Origin of the sequence: Nocardia sp. NPDC052566 (assembly GCF_044547285.1) — a bacterium.
Taxonomy (GTDB): Bacteria; Actinomycetota; Actinomycetes; order Mycobacteriales; family Mycobacteriaceae; genus Nocardia.
Genome location: NZ_JBIUAF010000005.1, coordinates 943,977 through 964,598 on the forward strand (window position 1 = coordinate 943,977; position 20,622 = coordinate 964,598).

Below are 20,622 nucleotides of genomic sequence, written 5' to 3' on the forward strand. Positions count from 1 at the left end.
GTTCGAGGGATGCGCAGCGGTGCTGTCGCGATTGCGATCGCGACAGGTGTGACCATGACTGCCGCAGCGGGCACCGGGTTTTCGGTGCCGATCGGTCCCGCTTGTCCAGCCCTGTACGTGGTGGGCGTCCAGGGCACCGGCCAGTCCTCGCTGACCGCTGACCCGCTCGCGGACACCGGCCTTGTCGGAGCATTGATCGGCCCGGTGGTCTCCGCGGTTCCCGGATTGGTACAGCGCAGCTACATTCCCTACGGAGCCGGGTTCGGTGGGGTAGTCCCAGGTGGAAGTGTTGATCCGTACGTAGTGTCGGTGACCGACGCCCGTGCACGCCTGGACGCCGCATTCAGCGAGATCGCCTCGGCATGCCCGTCGACGCTTGTCGCCGGTGTGGCGTATTCCCAAGGGGCTCAGGCGATGGCCTCACTCGCCCGTGATGTGGGCGCCGGAGCGGGGCCGGTGGGTGCTGAGCGGGTCGCGGGGATCGCGTTGTACGCCAACCCTGAACGCGCGCCTGGCGCACCGGTATTGCCGGGGCGGCCAGGGCAAAGCACCCCTGATCCGGCTCCCGGTACCAGCGGCGGCGCGGTAGCGGGGGTGCACCTGAGCAGCAAATCAGTACCCGGTTCGGGAATCGCCGAAACCAACGCCGATTACGGTGCCCTGACCGGGCGCGTCGCCGACATCTGCGACGACGGGGACCTGGCCTGCTCGGCGCCCGACCGCGCCGCCCTGCTGCGGTTCGGCGCGGAATTGTTCGCCCAAGCCGACCTGCGCAACCCACTTGCCGCGCTGGGATCGGTGAACACCGGACTGCATGCCGCGCTCAACGGGGCATGGACCGCGGTGATCCTGAACGACATCCAGCTCGCGCCGGGCGGCGTCGCCTACCTGCCCCAGCAAAGCCTGGCCGAGCGGATCATCGCCGCCGCTGACCCTCGCCTACCCACACCAACCGCCGAGGACACCGCGGCAGCCAACGCGCGATGGGCCGAGATCACCGCGACGCTGGCCGCCGCCCCGCTCGCGATACCGGCCTTCGTCGGACAGCTCGCTGCCGGGTGGGCGCGGTTGGTGGCAGACAACGCCGACCTGATCAACCCGGCGGTGTGGCTGCGTTTCGCCGACACCGTGGCCCGTCACAACGGCTACGCCCTGTCCGGACAACTCGATGCCGGGATCGCCTGGCTCATCGCCCTCGCCAACGACATCGCAGGAAGATACCGATGACACACAGCGACCACGACACCGTAGACACGTTTTTCCACGCTGAGACCATCACCGAAAGCCACCGCCCAGGAGACGTCCTACGTGCCCGCGCAGTGATCGCACCTCAACTGCAAGCAGGGGTGGCCTCGCAGATCGTCTACGTTTCTCGCACACCGCTGGGAGAGTCGATTCCGGTGTCAGGGATGGTGATCATCCCCGACACGACCGCGATGACAGGGCCGGGCCCGGTACTGGTGTACTGCACCAGTTTTCACGGTCTCGGCGGCAATGACAGTGCGCCCTCGCAACTGCTCGCCGCTGGTGTTGAACCGGAGGCCGATCGGATCGGGGACGCGCTGGCGCGTGGCTGGACCGTCGCTGTCAGCGACGGGCAAGGCCTCGGCATGGCGGGGGTAGGCGCGCACACCTGGCTGTCGGGATACTCAGCGGCCTACACCGCGCTCGACATCGCCCGTGCCGCCAGCAACCTGCCCGGCGTCGACAACCCGGACGCGCCGATCGCGTTGTGGGGCTACGCCGATGGCGGGCGCGCCGCGATCTGGGCGGGCCAGATGGCTGATGAGTACGCACCACAGCTGGACGTGCGTGGTGTCGCCGCCGGTGCCGTCGTCGCCGACCCGGCGGCGGTGATCGCCGGACTGGACGGTGGTCCCTGGTCCGGGTTGGGGCTGGCGGGCTTGATTGGACTGGGGCGTGCGTATCCGCACCTGCCAACCGGCCATGTGCTCACTAGTGCGGGACAGGCGGCGGCTGCGCAGGCCGCGCGCATGGACGCAGCTGAGATCCTGGCGAGCTTTCCGCAGCCGCTCGCGCACTGGTGTGAACGCCCGGATCCGTGGGCCGACGCCATCTGGCGATACGTGCTTACCCACGAGGGAGCCGGACGTCGAGCTCCGCAAGCACCGGTGCACCTCTATCACGGCAGCGCCGACACACTTGTGCCCGTCGAACAGGGGCGTGCGCTGTTCAGCTCCTACCAGCTCCTAGGTGTCGAGGTGAGCATGCGCGAATACGACACCCATCACCTGCGCACCGCTTTGGACGGCGCCGACGAAGCCGTCGCACGCCTGGCCGGCTACCTCCAGCAGCCGGCTCGCCCGCGACCTTCTCAGACCTGATTCCCGCCCCGCTGGGGCACCTGGCCTACCCGCATCGCAACCCCCCTCGCATCCCGGTGCGGGTAGGCCAGCCAAAACCAACCTCACGCCGAACGGAGGTGAAATCCGATGCGACACACCATGACACAGACAGTACCTGTGGCAGTAGCTGCGCTCGCGGCGGCAGTTGTGCTGAGTGCTGGTCGGGTGCCGGTCGCCGCGACACCGGAGACTGGCGCGCCGCTGGGGCAGAGTTGTCCAGCGCTGTACCTGCTCGGTGTGCAGGGCGCGGATGAGACCTCCCCGGACGCGGCCGCTACCACCGACACCGGCGCGCTCGGTCCCGTTTTCGCGCCCGTGTCGGCCGCCGTTCCGAACCTGGTGCAGCACGCCTACATTCCCTTCGGAGGCAGCGATATTGGTGAACCGCAGCCGTACGACGCCGCGGTCGACGCGGCGTCGCAACGACTCGACACGACCGCCGCGGAGGTCGTAACACGATGCGTGGCAACGAAAATCGCCGCTGTCGGCTACGCACACGGTGCGCCCGCTGTCGCGAGCTGGGCTGAGCGGGTGGGGGCAGGCACTGCGCATGTCACCGCCGAGCAGGTCGCCGCGGTCGCGCTCATGGCTAATCCCCACCGGGCCACGGGCGCACCCGTGCTCCCCGGCCGCCCGAACACCAGCACTCCCGCCCCAGTACCTGGCACGGCCGGCACCAACGTCGCATCGATCCAGCTGACCATTTCGGGCGCCACCGGAGCAGGGATCAGCGCCGCCGCACAGCCGAATTACGGCGCACTAACCGGACGTATCGCGGATCTATGTGTCGCGGGTGATGCCACCTGCGACACACCATCCGGGAGCCCGCTGGCTGCGACCGCCGCCAACATCACCGCCCGCTCGGATCTTCGCGACCCGATCGCAGCGATATCGACCATCGCCCAAGCACTTTCAGCGACCGTGTTCGGTACCGCTGTCGGCGTCATCAACGAAGACCTCACCGGCAACAGCCTCGATCAGCTGTCCTACCAACCGGCCAAGCCTCTGGGCCAGCGCCTCGCTGAAGCCTCCAATCCCGCGACCGCGGCACCGACCGGTAACGATGCGCTCGCGGCACTGATGAAGCTCGGGACGATCGGACTGAACACCGTCATCTCGATTGCGCAGAAGGTGATCACCCCCGCGACGATCGCTGAATTGGCCACCGTCGGGATGGCCAATCCCTGGGCCGCGCTCGGTGTCCTCGCCGGAAAAGTCGGCGCCGCGGCAATGGAGTTGATCCCACCACAGACCGGATTGCGGTGGATCAACGAAGCCTTCACCGCGATCACCAGCACGGTCACCGATCAGCGTGAGCTCTACGCCCTGGCCAGCACCGCCCAATACAGCGACACCAGCGGCCGCCACAGCTCCTACCAAACAACCCCGGCCACCCCCGACGGGCGCAGCGCCACCGCCGCAATCGCCGCCTGGCTCACCGCAGCAGCCCGCGACCTCGCCCCCATCACACCATCTTCGGTCACGCCGAAGCCGCCCAACACCGTGACCCTCGCACCGTCGACGACGGCCACCCCTCCGATAACCAGCCCGGCCGCTACCGCGTCGCCGTCCACGACGAGTGGCCGCCGCGGCCCATGACTCCTTCGGGGGGCGGCGGGACCCAGTTGTACCCGATTGCTGGCGTCCACCCCTTGCGCCGTCCCCCGGAGGACCCCAATTCCTGAAACGCAGACCCGAGGAGGTGAACTCCATGAGCATCGGCGGCCCCATCCCCGGCATCCGGCCCGAACATGGCAGCGGATGGCTCGAACTGGCCGAACCCGCTGCAGCTCAACCGATCTCGCCGCGCACTCGCCTTGGCTACGGTGATTCGGACACAGGGGGACTCGACGACTACCCGCCGGCCGCGAGCATCGGGCCAGTCCAAGCTGGCCGCTGGGCATCGCGTCGTGTCGTGGGCATCGCAGTCGGCGCTGTAGTCCTCACCGGTGCCGCGCTGGTGGCGATCATGCTGTGGCAGCCGACTTCGGCGCCCTCGATCGTCGACGCGGGGCCGAGTGCGACTGCGGCACCGCCCACTACAACTAGCACGCTGGCGAACCTGGGCGCGTGTGCGGGGTTGTCGGGGACGACCGTTACCGACGGAGACGGCAGGCCCGACAGTCTCACCGGTGTGATCGTGGCATTCGAACGCGCCTACTACGCAGGCAAACTCGACGCGGCACTGAAACTACTGGCACCTGACACGGGCATCGCGGCCGAGGGGCTCGCGGCGGGGATGGCTTCCATTCCTGCCGGGACACGGCACTGCGTCGCGATTACCGCGATCGCCGAGACCGCCGCCCGTGTGCACGTCGCGGAGTTGCGCGCCGACGGCCAACGGATGGACTACCTGCAACTGATCAACATTCGTGTCACCGGCGGCACCGCGGTGATCACCAACATCCAGAACCAGGCGTAAACCGATGAACGCCTTGCCGATCCGCGCGCACCGCCCCCGCCCGCAACGACTGGATCCCGACACCGTCGCCGCACCCGAACTGCGAGCGCCGGTGCGCACCAGCCCGCTGCTGGTTTGCGGCCCCCATCCACCGTTGTTCGCCGTTCTCGGCGCTCACGGCGGTGCCGCAACCTCGACCTTGGCCCGCTGGTGGGCTCCGGCCGCCGACACTGGACAAGCCTGGCCCAGCTCACCGCGGACCACTCAACGTGTTCTCGTCGCCGCCCGGCTGTGCATGCCAGGGCTTACCGCCGCGGCCGATCGACTGCGTGAATGGCATGCCGGGCTCGCACCGGAGGGCGTGAGCGTGATCGGTCTCGTGCTGACACCAATCCGGCCAGGACGCGTGCCCGCTCCGGTACGCCGGTATCGGACAGTCCTGGCCGAGTTGGTCGAGCAGGTCTACGACATCGGCTGGCACGACGAGCTTGTCGCGCGCGAACTCGCCGAACTGGCCGAATATGCCCCCTTCGATCCGCCCCCGCCGCGGCGCACCCATCTGGAACGCGCGGTACCCGCCGACGTGCATCGCGTCGGCGCCGACATCATCGGCCGACTGGCCGCTGCTGCTCAACGCATCGACACACAGGACCAGCCGTGAGCACCGCGGCATTACTCGCGGACACCGCTGCCGTCCTGGCGCAGCAGATTCAGATCAATCCCAAACCCCCTCCCGGCTCGGAAAAGCTGATCAACGTCGTGAACTACCTGTCGTGGCTTGTGATGCTCGCCGGTATCTCCGCACTGATCTACGCGGGCGGGAAATTCGGGTGGGAGCGATGGCATGGCGGTGCCGTGGAGAGCCCGAAGATCATCCTTGCCGCACTGTTCGGCGGCATCGTTTCCACCAGCGCCGGACTGATCATGAACGCCGTCGTCACTGGCGGCGGATGACCACCGCGCGAAGCGAAGTCACCTGAATCACAACCAGTGTCAACCAGCGCCAACGTTCGCGATCGAACCCGACCGGTCAGCGATATGCCATCCCAACAAGCGATCAGGAACCGATATCCATGAACACCTCGGCCTCCCAACCTCACCTGCTGTCGGTGACCGCCACCGACGAGACACTGCTGTCGGTCACGCGGCTCGGCAGCCCCAAAGCACCAGCAACTTTGGCCTACCTGCACGGCCCAGGAGCAGACGCCAGCTACTGGACACCACTGACGTCCTACCTGGACCGCCACCTCGACGGCGGCATCGTCCAGATCACCTATGACCAACGCGGACACGGCCATTCCGGCGGGTCGAACGTCGATACGCCACTGGAGGTGGCGCAGCTGGCCGACGATCTCGATGCCGTGCTCACCCGCGCTACCGGTCATGTCGTGCTGGTGACGCACTCGCTGGCGTCGATGATCGTGCACGCCTACGCCGAGCGCTACCCCCAGCGCGCCCGCACCCTCGCAGCCGTGGTCATGTTCGCCGCAGCCGCACATCTACCCGAATCACCGGCGCTGGACCAGATCTGGCCGCATCGGCGCGCCGCGCGGTTCGGTCGACGCCGCGACACCCGCGACCCTCTGCTCGCCGCGCTCTACGAGGCCCCACGGCAACGCCGCTTCGCCGCGCCGCTGCTACCTGAGCGGCAGGTGAGCGCGCTGACGAGGAGCCAACACCTGGGTGCCTACTCCCGATACAGCCTCACCCGCAACGCCAGCACCATCCTGCGGAGCGTGCCGACTCTGGTGATCAGCGGTGAGCTCGACACCGTCATCACCCCCGGGCACAGCCGCTTCCTCGCCGAACTGATTTGGGCAGACACCGAAACCCTCACTGGTGCAGGACATTCCCTGCCCTACAACGACCCTGCCCGCGCGAGCGGGCCGGTGCTGCGCGGTTTGGAGATCGCCTATCAGCACGCCAGCGGTGCGCTCGAAGCGTTGGCGGAGGTCGATATCGCCGACGCGGAGCGGGAGGTCGGCTGATGATCGCCAAACCGCTACCGACAGAAGTGATGTCGCCGTTGCTGCAACTGCTGGGCTACCTGGCGTGGTGTGTGCTGTTGCTCTGTATCGCCCGCACCATCTGGGTCGGCGGACAGCTCGCCGCGCGGATGTATCGCGAAGAAGCGGTCGAAGGACTGGTCGGCGCACTCGCCGCCGCGCTGCTGCTGTCCACCGCCAGCGGACTGGCAGTAGCCGTCATCCCCAAATGATCAACAGCTGTGGAGGAACCGTGAACCGCGCACACCGCCACTTCGCCGCCACGTGCCTTGCCGCGGCAGTCGTTACCGCATGCGGTAGAGATGATCCCGAGCCGACACCACCAGCCCCGACAACGGTGAACCTCACCGCCGCGCCGACCGGGGTGCGCTGGCAGAGATTTCAAGGCGTCAACCTACCGGTCACCGACCAAGGACCACACCACACCGACGGCCCGGCCGCCACCGGCTACGACCACACTCCGGCCGGGGCTGCGATCGCCGCCATTCAGGCAACCATCCGCATGTCGGTGGCCACCGACACCCAGTGGGCCCAGATCGGGCACCGCATGCTCGCCTCGGGTGCCGGCCGCGACGCCTGGGCGACCGCACGCGCCCAAATCTCCATCACCACACCCGCCGCCGACGGCGCACCAACGGTGCTCGGCTACCAGATCACCCACTACACCGACACCGCGGTCGACATCGCCATCTACAGCGCGCTAAGCGACAGCTCCCGCACCCGCAACAACACCCATGTGGTGTGGCAGGCCGACGACTGGCGCCTGCAGCTGACCGCCGAACCAGCCACCAACCGCGTCGAGGCGATCACCGACCTACCCGCTGGTGTCGTGGCGCTGCCCGCGGCCTGAGAAACGCACGGAGGCACCATGAAAACCCGCCGCACGGTGATCATCTTGTTCACCGGTATCGGCCTCGTTGTGATCGCCGCGTTCCTGTTCACCGACACCAAAACCGACTCCCCGCCCCCGCCGCCAGGAACCGAGCCGACCGAACGCACTTTCCCGGAACTGCCGCCGTACCCGAGTCTCGCGCCGCCCACGACCGACCTGTTCGGCAACCGGCTGGAAGTACCCGCCGCCGAGTCCGGGGTCGCGCTGCGCCAGGATCCGGCGAGCCGGCCCGACCCGAAGCGCACCGACTACCTCAGCGCGGCCCCCGCGCGCATGCAGTGGCAACAGGGCTGGGGTGGCGCCGCGCTACCGGTGTCCGGCAGCGACGGACCCGCCTGTATCGCCGACGGCATCGCCAGCGGATTCGCCCACACACCCCAAGGCGCCGCACTCGCCGCCGCTGATGCTCTGGCACGGGCACTGGCCGCACCGGAAGGCATCTGGCAGCAAGGCATCCGGCACCGCTTCTACGGCACCACAACCCAGATCAACTCGTTGACATCACGTTTCGACCGATCACGGCGCAGCACACCCGAGCCCGCCCGGTATGTCGTTGTCCCCGACGGCATCCGTGTCCAAGCCGGCTACCAGCCGGACTTCGCGATAGTCCAGCTGGCCTCGCGCGACCGCACTGGCTACGCCTACGCGAGCTGGCCGATGGCCTGGGTCGAAGGCGACTGGCGCATACGTATCCCGGCCGATCCCGAAACATTCTGGGGCCCACCAACTCCCATTATCGGGCTCTCCGACTTCGGGAACTGGAAGAGCACCTCATGAACCCGACATTATCTGCGGTGTCGCACTACGGATGGCGCACCCAACTCCCCGCGCCGGGCAACTGTGACCTGCCCACCGGGCCGCGCGAAGCCTGCATCCTCGGCCGGGGTGCGGTCGAGAAAGCCGCCAACTCGGTACTCGATCAACTCGTCGACTCCATGAGCGAAGGCATGGCCAACGCCTTGCGCATAGCGATGACGTGGTGGACGAATCTGCCCTCACCGCAACTGGGCGCCACCAACAGGTCCAGCCCCATCCTCGACGGAATCCGGGAATACACCTCCGGTCTGCAAGTCCTGTTCCTCACCGCCGGATTGATTTTCGCGGCAGTGCGGCTGGCGTTGGCCAAACGCGGCGGGGTCGCCGGTGAGGCACAGGAGAGCTTCCTGGTGCTGGTGCGCGCTGTGTTCGCCTCGGGCGCGTTCGCCACCATCCTGGCCGCGGCAACGCGCGCCGGTGACGGGTTCGCCCAGTGGGTGATCTTCGACGCCGCCCGCGGAGACCTCGACGCCGCCGTGAAGAACTTGATCGGATTCGATCTACGCCACAGTAGCGGTCTGGGCGCCGGTCTGCTTCTGGTGCTGTCGTTGCTCGGCCTGATCAGCGGGCTCGTGCAGCTGGTGATGCTCGTCATGCGCCAGGCCCTGCTGATCCTGGGCGTCGCAGTGATCCCGATTGCGGCTGCGGCTGCGGGTACCGGGCCGGGGTCGCAGGCCTATAAGCGGCTGATTTCGTGGTCGGTGGCGTTCGTGCTGTGGAAACCGGTGGGCGCGTTGGTCTACGCGATCGCGTTCACCGCGGCGGGGCGCGATGCGAAGGATCCGCAGTTGGTACTGCTGGCATTGCTATTGATGTGTATGTCGGTGCTGGTGCTACCGGCGCTGGTCCGGTTGATCGCTCCTGCGGTGTCGACCTTGGGCGGTGGTGGCGGTGCGGCGGGCGCTTTTGCTGGTGGTGTCGTCGGCATCGCGATGGCCACCGCCGGCGGCGGCTCGGACGGGCGCAAGATCAGCGAAGGCGAAAGCGCACCCAACGGTGGACCAGCCGCGGACCGGCCACCGTCCTCGCCGTCACCTGGCGGCGGCGGAGGTGGAGGCCGCCCGATGGGCGGGGGGTCAGGCGGCTCACCGCCACCGCCACCGGCCGGCGGTGGCGGGTCCGGCGGAACTGGCGCGCCGAATGCGGCCTCGCCTGCGGAGGGCGAGGCCCGGGCATCGCAACCTATCGGAGCGAAATCCGGGGACAGCAGTCAAACCGCAAGCGGCACGGCAGGCTCCGGCACTGCGGCCGGGCTGGGCTCGGTGGGGGCCGCGCTCGGCGTGGCGCGGATGACGAAAGGTGGCGGGCAGCAGGCGATGTCGGGCGCCGAGGGGCATGTGAGCGTAGCGGCCGCCGAAGGTGTTGCTGATCCGGGGGCTTTGGGGCCGGGGGAGGTGCGGCGGTGACCGCGCGCATGTACGGACGGTGGGAAAGACCGCGCAGCGCAGGGTTTTTCGGGATGACCTGGGGGGCGTCGATGCTGGGGATCGGATTGGCGATCGCGATCATGGCCGGATTCATGATCACGCACTCGCTGTCGATCGTCGCCAGTCTGACGGTGGTGTCGGCGGTGGTGTTCATCCCGTTGGTAGTGACGCGCCACGGCCGCACCGGCTGGGAGATCGCCACCGTCGGTGTCCAATTCGCGATCGCGCGGGCGCGCGGGGAGACGGTCTACCGTTCCGGCCGATTCTCCCGCATCCCCGGATTGGCGAAACTTCCAGGCCTGCTGGCAGATTCACGTCTGAGCGAGTACGAGACCGCCGGAGGGCGACGGTTCGCGATGATCCACGTGCGCCGCACCGACCACTACTCGGTCGTGCTCCGGGTGATCCCGCGCGGCAAGGAACTGGTCGACCAGTCCCAAATCAACGCCTGGGTTGAGGGATACGGAGGATTTCTCGCCACCCAAAGTCGCAGCGGGGAAGTGGTCGCGGTGACCGCCGTGCTGGACAACGTCGTGGAAACCCGACTCCGCCAGCACCGCGAGGTGGCTCGGCTCGTGCGCAGCGACGCCCCGGACTACGCGAAAGCAGTCATGTGGGAAGCCGCCGCCGACATCGGCGGGGTGGGAGTCCGCGTGGAGGCGCGGATCACGATCACCTACCGGGCAATCGGCAAAGGCAGCATCCGCCGCGACGAACCCGAGCAGGCTCGCGAGATCGGGCAGCGCCTGCAAGGAGTGCTGTCCGAGCTCGCACGCGCAGGCCTTCCCGCGACCCCGTTGCAAGCGTGGGAAGTGCTCGGGCTGACCCGATCTCGCTACGACCTGGCCGCGCAGCGCGACATCGAACGGGCCGGACCCACGATCACCCAGACGCAATCCTGGTCCTCGATCGGCCCGATCGCCCACGACGAACGCTGGGACCACTATGTCCACGACGGGGCGCGCTCGATCAGTTGGGAAATGGACGCCGCTCCGCGTGGCGCGGTGATGGAGTCGGTACTCGAAGAGCTGCTGCGGCCACGCGCCGACGTGCCGCGCAAGCGGGTCGCGATCGTCTACCGGCTGCACTCGGCCGCCGAGGCCACGAACCTGGTCGACTCCGATTACCGTGACGCGATCGCGGCGGAGCAGACCGAACGCGGAATCTCCAGCGCCGCCGCGCGGATCCGCGTCGGGAACACCGGTGCCACCCGTGAAGAACAGGCCCGCGGCGCCGGATTGACCCGCTTCGGCATGCTGATCACCGTCACCGACCACCTCGACGCCGACATCCCGGGCATCGAGGCCTCGGTGCACGCGATGACCTCAGCATCGCGGCTGGGCGTGCGTCGCTGCTACGCCTACCAAGCCGCCGCCTTCGCTGCCTCTCTCGGCATCGGGCTGATCCTTCCCGAACACACCTCGGTCTCCAAGCTGTCATGAAACCGCTCGTCGCACTCCAACGTCTGTCCACGACAGGGCTATCACCGTTTGTGCTGGTGGGCGTGTCCGCGGTGGCGTGGGCATGTGTTCCGGTGGTCTTCACCGAGTTACGCGGCGCTGGTTTCGCGGTGGTGGTCTGTGCGGTCGTGGTGATCAACCTGAGCAAGTCGGTTACCGCGGTCGCGGCGTCGGTCGTTGCCGGTATCGGGCCAAGCGTGGCCGCGGCCCGCAGCGTGAGTGGTCGAGCGCGGGCGGTTGTTCTGCTGGGCGCCGACGCCGGTGCCATGGCGATCGGCGACGTGTGCATGCTGATCGCGTTCTCGCTCGGCGGCGGTGCGATGGTCGCCGTGATCATCAACTGCTGGCCCGTGGTCGCGGCAGTACTGCTCGCGCGGTTCATGCCCGGATTCCAGAACGTGACGTGGCTGAGCGCCAGCAGTGCCACGCTGGCGTTGATCGGCGGTGCGGTCGTGGTGTTCGGGACTCAGGAAGCGAATTCCGTGGCTCCCCTCGCAGTGGGTTGGGCAATCACCGGCGTCGTATTCGAAGCGTGCACCGTAGTACTTCATCAACGGTTCCTGGTCGAGATCGGCGCAGGTACCGCCGCGCAGCCGCTATGGCAAGCGATGAGGTCGGCGACCGCAGCACTGCTGGCAGCGATAGGTTTGCCCGCCCTCTGGCTGCTCGGGACCGACCCGATAGTCCTGCCTACCCTGACCGTTGTCGAGCTGGGGGCGGCCGGGCTGCTGTGGACGATCTCGGCACTGCTGTTCCACCGCGGGGTCTCTGCATCGGAAAACCCGTTCGTCACCGTGCCGTGGCTGGTGTCGCCGTTGGTGGCGGCGTTGCTGGTCGCGCACAAGACCGAGCAGGTTCTGCCGATCAGCGTTGTCCTCGGTGGGGTGACCGTGCTGAGCACCAACGCGTTGATCAGCACCCGACCACGCCGATGCGGCCCCGGTCCGGCGGCGGTCATCGCATCCACAGCCCTCGCGGCGTGCGCAGTATTCACTGTCGATGGCCGCAACATTGTGAGCGCTGGGCCCGGAATCGCCATTGCGACAGCAGGTTTCGCGATGGGGTGTGGATTGTTGTCGCGAGGAAGCCGACTTCCGGCAGGCCATGGCTCGCGCAGCGAGAAGCGACACGACCTCGATGCCGGAACCTGGTCGGCAGCCGTGATGAATTGTTCTGCGCGCAGGGACTATTGGGCTCTGGGACTGCGGTCGAGCGTCGGCGGTGCCGCCGTGACTGTCGTGGGGCTGGGGTTGGTGACGGCGGTGGTGTACTGCCGGCCGCGGGGCTGCCTCGTCGACGCTATGGCGGTAGTCCTCGTCTCGGCGACACTGGCGGCAATCGTGCTGATGTGGAGCGCACGCCACCGTGGTTCGCTGCCACGTCGTGAGGGAATCGCTGGCGAACTGCGATCGGCGCCCGCGCGGACAAGGGCCTTGGCAGGTGCGGCTGTGGCGGGCGCGTGTGCGTCGATCGTCGCGACGGCATTGGCAGGACCCGTCGGTTGGCCGCGGCTGTGATGCGGAGCAACGTGATGACGAGCGCATCGGACACCAGATTCCCAACCCGATATCGGTCACGCGAGCGATCACCCGACGCGAACCCGACTACCGTCACCAGCTGCGGTCACAGCCTCGGCAACAGCGCAATCGCCGCAACCACAGCGGCACTGACACCCGGTTCAGGCGAGATCCGCCAGAGCGGTACCGAGCGGCGGCGGCCATGACTAGCAACCGCAGGTATGGACGCCGGGCCAGGACGGTGCGGGTCGCGGGGGTGCGGGTGCTTACTGCGGCCGCGCGGGCGGACGCGGAGGCAGTCGCGAAAACAGCTGGCGTGCTCGGGATTCGAGCGCGATTGGCGATATCGAGCGATGATCATCGTCGGGCGAGCATTGCCCGCCGGACCCAGAAGACCTCCGGGGATGGCTTCGACCGATCGCTGGCGCGGCTGACCGATCGCGGCTACGGCGGCGCCGGTGGTGGCCGCGCGACGGTGGTCCCGTCCACCCCGGAATGGCGCGCGACGACGGTTCAGGTCGCCGGGTTGTGGCCGTGGTCGGTCGGGGCGAGCGCACCGGTGGTCGGCACCCCGGTCGGTTCGCACTACATCACCGGCGCGCCGGTGCATTTCGACGCGATGACCTGGTTCCTGAAAGGTTTTCTCACCGCGCCGATCGTCTTTGTGCTGGGGCTCAACGGTTTCGGGAAATCGTCGCTGATCCGGCGATTGATCACCGGGGCGGTCGCCGCCGGAGAAACGGTGCTGTGCATGGGCGACACCAGACCCGACTACCGCGCGCTCGTCGAGCGCCTGGGGGGCCAGGTCATCGAGATCGGCTATGGAAACACCACGCTGAACCCGCTCGACGTCGGGCAGCTGGGCAAGGTCATCGACCAACTGCCCGACGTCGATCAACGGCGCCAGGTCGCTGCGCGTGTGGAGGCCGGGCAGGTCACCATCGTCGGCGGGCTGATCGAGCTGGTGCGCGGATCGAGGATCGCTGACTACGAAGAGGTCCTCATCGCCGCCGGACTACGCGAACTCTACTGCCCCGCAACAGGATTCACCCACGCCGCGCCGCCGCTGCTGTCGGACCTGCTCGACGTGATCTCCGGCGGCTCCGAACAACTGCGGCGCTTCGCCGAAGAAGACGACGAACGCAGCTACCGGGCCGGCACCAAAGCGTTGCGGCGATCGCTGCGGGCGCTGGTGGAAGGGCCCTTCGGTGCAGTGTTCAACGGACACACCACCACACCGCTGGACCTGCACGCCCCGGCGGTGTGCGTGGACATCTCCCGCATGCCCGAAGGTGACACCAAGCTCCTGGCGGCGGTGCTGATGGTGTGCTGGTCCACCGGATTCGGCGCCGTCGCCGCCGCCCACGCCCTCGCCGACGCGGGCCGAGGTCCGAGGCGCACCTTCGGAGTGGTCATGGACGAAATGTGGCGGGTATTGGGCGTCGGGGCGTTCATGGTCGACCGCGTCGACGCCTTGACGCGCCTGAATCGAGAAATAGCGACCGAGCTGATCATGTGCTCGCACACCGTGAAGGACCTCCTAGCGTTCGATTCCGTTGCGGCGCAAGCCAAAGCACTCGGGTTCTTCGAACGGGCCCGCGCGAAAATCATCGGGCCCGTCGGGCCGGAAGAGATCGACCGCATCCGCGCCGCGATCGGGATCACCGAAACCGAAAAACTCCTCGTCACCTCCTGGGCCGCGCCGCGGCCACCCTCCGACGACGACCTGGACCCCGCACGGCGTGAAACCCCGCCTGGCACAGGCTGTTTCCTCTTGAAAACCGGTGAGGCCGCCGAGCCAGGGATTCCGTTCCGGATGAACTTCACTGCGACCGAACGCGATAGCGACATCCACAACACCAACCGCCGCTTCGACAACCTGCCCGCCAACGACACGAACGAGGAGACGACGAGGTGACTAACGCTGATGGATTCGGGAAAAACGATCGCCGCGGCGGCGCTGTCGCTGCCGTTGGCCGTGCTGCTGTTGTTGCTGCTGATAGTCGTCGGTGTGGCACCGCAGCAATCGTGCACGACGCCGCTGAGCGTGGACGGGAACAGCGTGGCGGGTGGGGGCGTGGCGGGGTTGAACGAATCCCAGCTGCGGCTGGCACGCAACGGCGTGGCGATCGGCAGACAGCGCGGCATGCCCGAGTCGGTGATCTTGGCCGAGCTCGCGGCGCAGTCGGTGGAATCAGGGTTCCGCAACCTCGCCAATGCGGCTGTGCCCGAATCACTGTCGGCCGCCAACGACGGCGTGGGCGCCAATCTGGATTCGGTCGGACCGCATCAGATGCGCGCCAGCGTGTGGGGCTCGGTCGGGATCGCGACGTTGATGGACCCGCCATATCAGATCAACTGGTTCTACGACCAAGCAGTCAGCTTGGGGGCACGCGCAGAGCGGATGAGTCCGGCCGAGATCGCGCAAGCCATCGAGCGATCCCGGCCCAACGCCTACGCCGGCCACATGGATCTGGCCCAGCGGCTGCTGGCGAGATTCGCCGATCTCGCCCCCGGTCCGACGCGACCTTCCGCAGCAGGACAGCAGCGTGCCGCCGGCTGCGGTACAGACGGCTCGGGTGCGCCGTTGACGGCGCAGGCCAGCGAATTCGGGCGCAAGGTCATCGAGCATGCCTCGCGCTGGATCGGCACCCCGTACGTCTGGGGCGGTGGCGACGCATCCGGGCCCACGGCAGGCGGATTCGACTGCTCGGGATTGACGTTGTATGCGATCTACCAAGCCTCCGGCGGGCAGATCCGGCTGCCGCACTACACCCAAGCCCAACAAGATCACCCCACGGCACAGACCGTGCCATGGGACAAACGCGCACCCGGCGACCTGATCTTTTTCACCCAACCCGGCGACAGCGACTCCCACCACGTCGGCATCCTGCTCGACGGCGACCGACTCCTGCACGCCCCACAATCAGGCCAAACCGTCACCATCACACCACTTTCGGCATGGCAAGGCGAACGCAAGGACGCCCGCCGCTACGGACCATCCACTGCCGCACCAACACCCGCATGAACCGTCACGACGACCACCGGCAACAGACACGAGGCGGGCCGCGATGACCGAACCACAGATGTCACCGACTCACGATCGCCGCAGCATCGAGTACGGACGAGCTGCGCGTGCCAGGTGGTCGAGATGAGCACGCCGACCCCGAATCAAGCGCGTGTGCTGAAGGCTGTCCATCACGCTGCCGCGCGTACTGCGCGGTTGCTCGATGCGCGGAAAATCCATTGGGAACATTTGGGGTTGATTCCCCCGGCCTCCTGGTACGAGTCGTTCCACGGTCACCGGCGATTGCGTGCCGAGCTCGAGCGTGTCGCCGCGGCGGGCGGCGTCCCGCAGGAATGGATCGACCACATCCGCGAACGCGGCAGCCAAGGCCGGTACTGGAGCAGGAATTTCAACCTGCCACCAGCGGGACTGGTCGACCGCGAGCAACTACTCAGCGACGTGAACCTCGATATACGCCAACTACGTGACATGGCCGCAGTGAACGCGATTTACGCCCATCGCGCCAAGCAGTTCGAACCCGCGACAGCGGCGATGTTCGACCGCAATATCCAGTCGATCTGGCATCGGACGGTCGCGATCACCCAGCTGCTGGAGGTGACCGCCGCCGAAGCAGCTCAACTGTGGTCGATTGACATGCCTTGGGCGGCCGACATCGTCGCCCGCTTGGCAGGGACCGAACTGGACGTGGTGAGGACGCGCTGGCGCGAATACGCCCACTTCGACACCGAAAGCTATGCGCTGCAAGCAGCCACGCTCGAAACAGCGGGCATCAGCGCACGGACCGCGCACATCGTGGCGCCGACACCGCGGCACATGGTCGAGCAGATCCGCGCCGCAGCCATCACCACCGTCGAGGTCCTCAATCAAGCCCGCGGTGCCGAGATCACCGCAGCGGTCGACGCGGTCCTGCCCGAAGGGCCGAGCGGCGGATACTACGCCGAAACTGCAGCCGGTCGTGGCGACCAACAGACAGCACAACCACACCACGATATCGCATCATCCCTGTAGTCACACCGGCGACAGCACGAAATATGGAGGGAGACAACATGTTACAGCGACACGGGGATCCCGCTCGGCATGATCGGGCACTAGGGACAACCGTATTCGAAGCCGACTGCTCGACGAAAGATGCAGCGAGTAAACAAGATCGGGCGACGCGGTTGGTGCGACGCGCGATCAGGGGTGGCGCGTTGGTGATCGTGCTGAGCGCCGCGGTCGTCGGTTGCGCGGACCCGGCCGTGACCAGCCCGCCGACCCGTCCTCCCTGTGTTCTGGAGGCCGGGTTCACCCCCGCCTCCGATCCGGATCTGTGCTCGGTGGAGCAGGTGTTGCGCGCGGCGATCGAACGGATCTTCGCCTACCAGCCCTCCCATCATGTGGATCAGCGAGTCGCCTTCGGAGCGGCCCTGGCGTTGATGGACCCGGAATTCGCCGCCGCTGCTGAACCAGCGGCACCTGCCGTATCCCCGATCACTCGTCATCTGTGGCAGCAATGGGCCACCGACGGTGTCACCGTGCACGCACGCGCACGCGTCACCGCCGATGACCACCCCGTCGACACCTCGACGCACGCGAGCCGGGTGCTCGCGGTGTCACTCACCCCCAGCGACGGTGCGGTCATCGCATTCACTGTCTATGCCACGGTCACCCGGTCCTTGCCGAGCGCGCCGTGGCTGATGTCGGGGATGCGGGTACTGGGATGAGCGGCGGCGATCCGGTCGACGAGGGCGGCCAAGCAGTACGCACGGGGTTCGTGCAAGCGATGCAGACCGCAGGCATGACGATGTCGCTGCTGCAGCGCCGCGGCGCGGAATCGCGCTCCAAGACAGAGCATCTGCAACGTGTGCAGGGCGCTGCGGCGAAGGAGCACCGTTCGGTCACCGAGTACCTGCGCCGGCAGAGCGGGGCCGCTGCCGGGCAGCAGCGCGAGCAAGATGTCCACGATCTCAAAATCCAGGGATATCGAGATCGAAATGGCTGGAACAACAAGCTTTTCGAGCTCGAGGAGAAGGTCAAGCAGCGCGTGATCGAACGCGGTGACGCGGACCTGCGCCGCCGTCACCGCCAGGCACGCACGGCCGAAGAGCGGGAGTGGGACCTGCACGGCCGCAAGATCTTCGCTTACGACGACCGCGAAAACCGCGCCAGCGAACTGTACGAGCTGGACCGGGAATACAAACAGTTGCGCAACGAGGCGTTGCGTCGCAGCGCGGGCCTGACCGAAACCCTTGCCGCACAATCCGGATCGGACACCCAGACCCTGTCCAGCGTAGCCGGTTTCGCTAGCGCGCACGCCAGCGCCGAGCTGTCCGAGGCACACGGCGCGAAGGCCCACGCGTATGCCGAGCGGTTCCGTAGCGACGCTGGGATCGATCCGGGCACTGTCACCACCACCGGTAGGGATGGCGCCCGGGTGAGTGTGGCCGCCGTGACCGAACTCACCGAGGAGCTGACGGGCCTCGCCTACGCCCAACACCGCATCGGGTCGATTCTCGCCGATCCCGATATCGATCTCACCGTCAGCGAGCAGATCGAGGACGTCCTCGACGCGGCCGGACTTGTCGAACCGCCGAACGATGCCTCCGGCGCCGAACCCGCCATCGAGGTCGAACCGGCCGGGATCGATCCTGATCCGTTGGCACGACCACGCGTCGATAGAGGACTGGACCCATGATCGCGCTCTTCCTGAGGATCGCCGCGGTGCACTCGTGGAGTCGGAGCGGGTGAGATGGACTCACCCACAGCCGTACAAGCATTTCTGCTTCGGTCGATTCAGAACCTGGAGTGCGACAGTGCCGAACGGCGCGGTGACGGCACTGGCGAGTTGCCCGGTGAGGTGCGCGTTTTCCTGCGTAGAGCCGAACGCACGTGTGAGCATCTGGAACAGCTCGCTGCCGCAGTCGGCGCGCCGCCTCAGTGGATCAACTATGTGCGTGCGGCGGGCGGGCGAGGTCAACGGTGGCAGCGCGAACCATGGCTGCTCGGCTTGCCGACCCCGCGACACCAGCTGCTGGCTGATTTGCGCGCCCGTGTGCACGACCTGCAGCACACTGCGGGAATCGGCGCCGCCGGAAGGGAACTGGTCGGCAGCAGTGAAGATTTCGCGTTGTTCCGGCGCGTGATGAGCATGCATTGGCAGCGGATCGGAGCGATCAGCCACGTCCTGGGCGTGACCGGGGCTGAGCGCAGCGTGCTGTGGCAGCGCGGGGGTGAGCACTGGAGCGACACTGTCACCGGCGCGATCCGCGCCACCGAACCGCAACGACTCCGAAATGCGTTCGGTGTCATCGCTCGCGCGGACTTCACCGCCGCCGCTATACCCATGCTTGTGCTGCAGGCTGCGGGTATCACCGCTCACGACGTGGCCGAGCAGATGCCCGAGTCGCCGGACGCGATGATCGCCCTGGTCACTATCACCCTCGCCCAGCACAGCCACGGCAACACGATCGCGGCGATCACGACCAGTGATGTCGGTGCCGACATCAATCAGGCGATCACCGCCGCCGGACTGACCACGATTCCCGATATCGACGAGCAACCTATTCTTGCCGACCCGCCCATCGGTCCTGCTGTCCGCAGCTCCGAGTTCGGTCGCGAGCCATGAACACAACGCAGAAATCGGCCAGCGAACCGGCAGGCCACGACCCATCGGTAACGGTGACCGCACTGCGGCACAGTCGCACGTCGCGGCCCCGATCCCCACGAACGTAGGCCGCATGAGATGCCGAAAACCACTGATTCACACATTGATTCAGGTAAGGAGGAACAGATATGACAGACCCGAGCGGGGACGAGTACGCACCGCTGGAGAGTTGGCAGCTACGACTTCTCGAGCGCCTGCAGAACGTCACGGCTGACCATCTGCGCGTGCTGTTCCAGGGCTATCCGCAATATCACCCCCACGACGGTGCTGGCACTTTCGCGGTGCAGACCTGGCGTGCGCAGCTGGCTCAGCTCGCTGCCGAGCGGGAAGAGTTCCAGACCCGCGCCGTCACGGCGGGCATCCCTGAGGAGTTGATTGACGGCGCGATTGCGGCCGGGGCTCAGGGAATGCGGTGGGGGAACAGTGAACACGCCGCAGTGACGATGCGTGTCGGCGACGATCCGGTGCGTGAGCGATTGGTCGTCGAGGTGGTCGGCGATATCTGGAAGACCGAACACATGGCTCTCATCGCTGTCGAACGCCGAACGCGGCTGGCGGTCAATGGATTCGCTGCGGCGAGCGCACCTGAGCTGGAGCAGCAGTACGGCCGGAACATGGCCGCGTTGTGGACTCGGGCGAGCCGCAACGCGGACATCGCCGACCTGACCCCGGATGAGCGATCGCGCGCGTGGGGGCGCGACCGCACCGGTTGGCATCGACTGGCGAAAGCCACCGTCGCTACCTACAGCGACGCTGAACTCGAAGAACGCTGGCGCGCCTATGCCTGGCCCGGGATCGAACGCGCTACGCGAAACGACAGCGCTACCACAGATGCCGTCGCAGAGCGCCAGCCGAGGATCGGGCTCGGACCCCCGACACCCGACCAGCTGATCGAACGTGCCGAACAAACCCTCAACGGCACCATCGTCGGCGGGACGGGACGCGACATCAGCGACGCAGTCGAAGCGGTGGTGGACGACGGTGCGTCCCGCTGGGGCCCGGAGCTCGACGGCGCGGTCGATACGACGGCACGGCCCGGTATCGACCGTGGATACGGCCTGTAGGC

21 protein-coding genes are annotated in these 20,622 nt (G+C 67.3%); 20 read left to right on the forward strand and 1 reads right to left on the reverse strand.

Annotated elements, in window-relative coordinates:
- Positions 1 to 54 precede the first annotated feature (54 nt).
- The 18 genes from ACIG5A_RS29275 (at position 55) to ACIG5A_RS29360 (ending at position 18,587) form a co-directional block, all read left to right on the forward strand.
- A complete protein-coding gene (locus tag ACIG5A_RS29275) occupies positions 55 to 1,227 on the forward strand; it encodes a cutinase family protein (RefSeq protein ID WP_397245713.1) in 1,173 nt (390 codons plus the stop codon).
- On the forward strand, positions 1,224 to 2,345 hold the full coding sequence (locus tag ACIG5A_RS29280; RefSeq protein ID WP_397245715.1) for a lipase family protein: 1,122 nt from the start codon (positions 1,224 to 1,226) through the stop codon (positions 2,343 to 2,345). The genes ACIG5A_RS29275 and ACIG5A_RS29280 overlap by 4 nt, the downstream gene beginning before the upstream one ends.
- 138 nt (positions 2,346 to 2,483) lie before the next feature.
- Positions 2,484 to 3,965 carry a cutinase family protein gene (locus ACIG5A_RS29285; RefSeq protein ID WP_397245717.1) on the forward strand — a complete coding sequence of 494 codons (1,482 nt, stop codon included), beginning with the start codon at positions 2,484 to 2,486 and terminating at the stop codon, positions 3,963 to 3,965.
- Between the two features lie 316 nt (positions 3,966 to 4,281).
- Positions 4,282 to 4,788 carry a hypothetical protein gene (locus tag ACIG5A_RS29290; protein WP_397245719.1) on the forward strand — a complete coding sequence of 169 codons (507 nt, stop codon included), beginning with the start codon at positions 4,282 to 4,284 and terminating at the stop codon, positions 4,786 to 4,788.
- A gap of 4 nt (positions 4,789 to 4,792) precedes the next feature.
- Positions 4,793 to 5,428, forward strand: a complete 636-nt coding sequence (locus ACIG5A_RS29295) for a hypothetical protein (RefSeq protein ID WP_397245721.1) — start codon at positions 4,793 to 4,795, stop codon at positions 5,426 to 5,428.
- A complete protein-coding gene (locus tag ACIG5A_RS29300; protein ID WP_397245723.1) occupies positions 5,425 to 5,721 on the forward strand; it encodes a hypothetical protein in 297 nt (98 codons plus the stop codon). The genes ACIG5A_RS29295 and ACIG5A_RS29300 overlap by 4 nt, the downstream gene beginning before the upstream one ends.
- 119 nt (positions 5,722 to 5,840) lie before the next feature.
- Positions 5,841 to 6,755 carry an alpha/beta fold hydrolase gene (locus tag ACIG5A_RS29305; RefSeq protein ID WP_397245725.1) on the forward strand — a complete coding sequence of 305 codons (915 nt, stop codon included), beginning with the start codon at positions 5,841 to 5,843 and terminating at the stop codon, positions 6,753 to 6,755.
- Positions 6,755 to 6,985 carry a hypothetical protein gene (locus ACIG5A_RS29310; protein WP_397245727.1) on the forward strand — a complete coding sequence of 77 codons (231 nt, stop codon included), beginning with the start codon at positions 6,755 to 6,757 and terminating at the stop codon, positions 6,983 to 6,985. The genes ACIG5A_RS29305 and ACIG5A_RS29310 overlap by 1 nt, the downstream gene beginning before the upstream one ends.
- Positions 6,986 to 7,005: 20 nt before the next feature.
- Entirely contained in the window at positions 7,006 to 7,623 is a 618-nt protein-coding gene (locus ACIG5A_RS29315; RefSeq protein WP_397245729.1) for a hypothetical protein, read from the forward strand.
- An 18-nt stretch (positions 7,624 to 7,641) separates the two neighbouring features.
- Entirely contained in the window at positions 7,642 to 8,442 is an 801-nt protein-coding gene (locus tag ACIG5A_RS29320; RefSeq protein WP_397245731.1) for a hypothetical protein, read from the forward strand.
- 17 nt (positions 8,443 to 8,459) lie between these two features.
- Complete coding sequence (locus tag ACIG5A_RS29325; protein ID WP_397245733.1) at positions 8,460 to 9,887, forward strand: hypothetical protein; 1,428 nt, start codon at positions 8,460 to 8,462, stop codon at positions 9,885 to 9,887.
- An 8-nt stretch (positions 9,888 to 9,895) separates the two neighbouring features.
- Positions 9,896 to 11,350, forward strand: a complete 1,455-nt coding sequence (locus ACIG5A_RS29330; protein ID WP_397245946.1) for an SCO6880 family protein — start codon at positions 9,896 to 9,898, stop codon at positions 11,348 to 11,350.
- A 92-nt stretch (positions 11,351 to 11,442) separates the two neighbouring features.
- On the forward strand, positions 11,443 to 12,885 hold the full coding sequence (locus tag ACIG5A_RS29335; RefSeq protein WP_397245735.1) for a hypothetical protein: 1,443 nt from the start codon (positions 11,443 to 11,445) through the stop codon (positions 12,883 to 12,885).
- A gap of 559 nt (positions 12,886 to 13,444) precedes the next feature.
- Positions 13,445 to 14,803, forward strand: a complete 1,359-nt coding sequence (locus ACIG5A_RS29340; protein WP_397245737.1) for a hypothetical protein — start codon at positions 13,445 to 13,447, stop codon at positions 14,801 to 14,803.
- A gap of 9 nt (positions 14,804 to 14,812) precedes the next feature.
- A complete protein-coding gene (locus tag ACIG5A_RS29345; protein ID WP_397245739.1) occupies positions 14,813 to 15,913 on the forward strand; it encodes a C40 family peptidase in 1,101 nt (366 codons plus the stop codon).
- Between the two features lie 114 nt (positions 15,914 to 16,027).
- The gene (locus ACIG5A_RS29350; RefSeq protein WP_397245741.1) at positions 16,028 to 16,921 is read left to right on the forward strand and encodes a hypothetical protein; all 894 of its coding nucleotides are present in this window, start codon (positions 16,028 to 16,030) and stop codon (positions 16,919 to 16,921) included.
- A 185-nt stretch (positions 16,922 to 17,106) separates the two neighbouring features.
- Positions 17,107 to 17,616 carry a hypothetical protein gene (locus ACIG5A_RS29355; RefSeq protein ID WP_397245743.1) on the forward strand — a complete coding sequence of 170 codons (510 nt, stop codon included), beginning with the start codon at positions 17,107 to 17,109 and terminating at the stop codon, positions 17,614 to 17,616.
- Positions 17,613 to 18,587: a hypothetical protein gene (locus ACIG5A_RS29360; RefSeq protein WP_397245745.1), complete on the forward strand. Its 975-nt coding sequence runs from the start codon at positions 17,613 to 17,615 to the stop codon at positions 18,585 to 18,587. Before ACIG5A_RS29355 ends, ACIG5A_RS29360 begins: the two co-directional genes overlap by 4 nt.
- Positions 18,588 to 18,647: 60 nt before the next feature.
- Here the strand turns inward: ACIG5A_RS29360 and ACIG5A_RS29365 are convergent, their stop codons facing one another.
- Positions 18,648 to 18,962 (reverse strand): hypothetical protein, encoded by a 315-nt coding sequence (locus ACIG5A_RS29365; RefSeq protein WP_397245747.1) that lies wholly within the window; start codon positions 18,960 to 18,962, stop codon positions 18,648 to 18,650.
- On the opposite strand from ACIG5A_RS29365, the gene ACIG5A_RS29370 reads away from it, so the two are divergent.
- Both ACIG5A_RS29370 and ACIG5A_RS29375 read left to right on the forward strand, forming a co-directional pair.
- Complete coding sequence (locus ACIG5A_RS29370) at positions 18,945 to 19,517, forward strand: hypothetical protein (protein WP_397245749.1); 573 nt, start codon at positions 18,945 to 18,947, stop codon at positions 19,515 to 19,517. The two genes, ACIG5A_RS29365 and ACIG5A_RS29370, sit on opposite strands and share 18 nt — an antisense overlap.
- A 167-nt stretch (positions 19,518 to 19,684) precedes the next feature.
- Positions 19,685 to 20,620 carry a hypothetical protein gene (locus ACIG5A_RS29375; RefSeq protein ID WP_397245751.1) on the forward strand — a complete coding sequence of 312 codons (936 nt, stop codon included), beginning with the start codon at positions 19,685 to 19,687 and terminating at the stop codon, positions 20,618 to 20,620.
- Positions 20,621 to 20,622: the final 2 nt, after the last annotated feature.

Excerpts from the sequence above, each read along its gene's own strand:
- ACIG5A_RS29375 (WP_397245751.1), top strand. The coding sequence starts at position 19,685 with ATGACAGACCCGAGCGGGGACGAGTACGCACCGCTGGAGAGTTGGCAG.
- ACIG5A_RS29275 (WP_397245713.1), top strand. The coding sequence starts at position 55 with ATGACTGCCGCAGCGGGCACCGGGTTTTCGGTGCCGATCGGTCCCGCT.
- ACIG5A_RS29345 (WP_397245739.1), top strand. The coding sequence starts at position 14,813 with ATGGATTCGGGAAAAACGATCGCCGCGGCGGCGCTGTCGCTGCCGTTG.
- ACIG5A_RS29295 (WP_397245721.1), top strand. The coding sequence starts at position 4,793 with ATGAACGCCTTGCCGATCCGCGCGCACCGCCCCCGCCCGCAACGACTG.
- ACIG5A_RS29310 (WP_397245727.1), top strand. The coding sequence starts at position 6,755 with ATGATCGCCAAACCGCTACCGACAGAAGTGATGTCGCCGTTGCTGCAA.
- ACIG5A_RS29280 (WP_397245715.1), top strand. The coding sequence starts at position 1,224 with ATGACACACAGCGACCACGACACCGTAGACACGTTTTTCCACGCTGAG.
- ACIG5A_RS29320 (WP_397245731.1), top strand. The coding sequence starts at position 7,642 with ATGAAAACCCGCCGCACGGTGATCATCTTGTTCACCGGTATCGGCCTC.
- ACIG5A_RS29305 (WP_397245725.1), top strand. The coding sequence starts at position 5,841 with ATGAACACCTCGGCCTCCCAACCTCACCTGCTGTCGGTGACCGCCACC.
- ACIG5A_RS29360 (WP_397245745.1), top strand. The coding sequence starts at position 17,613 with ATGAGCGGCGGCGATCCGGTCGACGAGGGCGGCCAAGCAGTACGCACG.
- ACIG5A_RS29330 (WP_397245946.1), top strand. The coding sequence starts at position 9,896 with ATGTACGGACGGTGGGAAAGACCGCGCAGCGCAGGGTTTTTCGGGATG.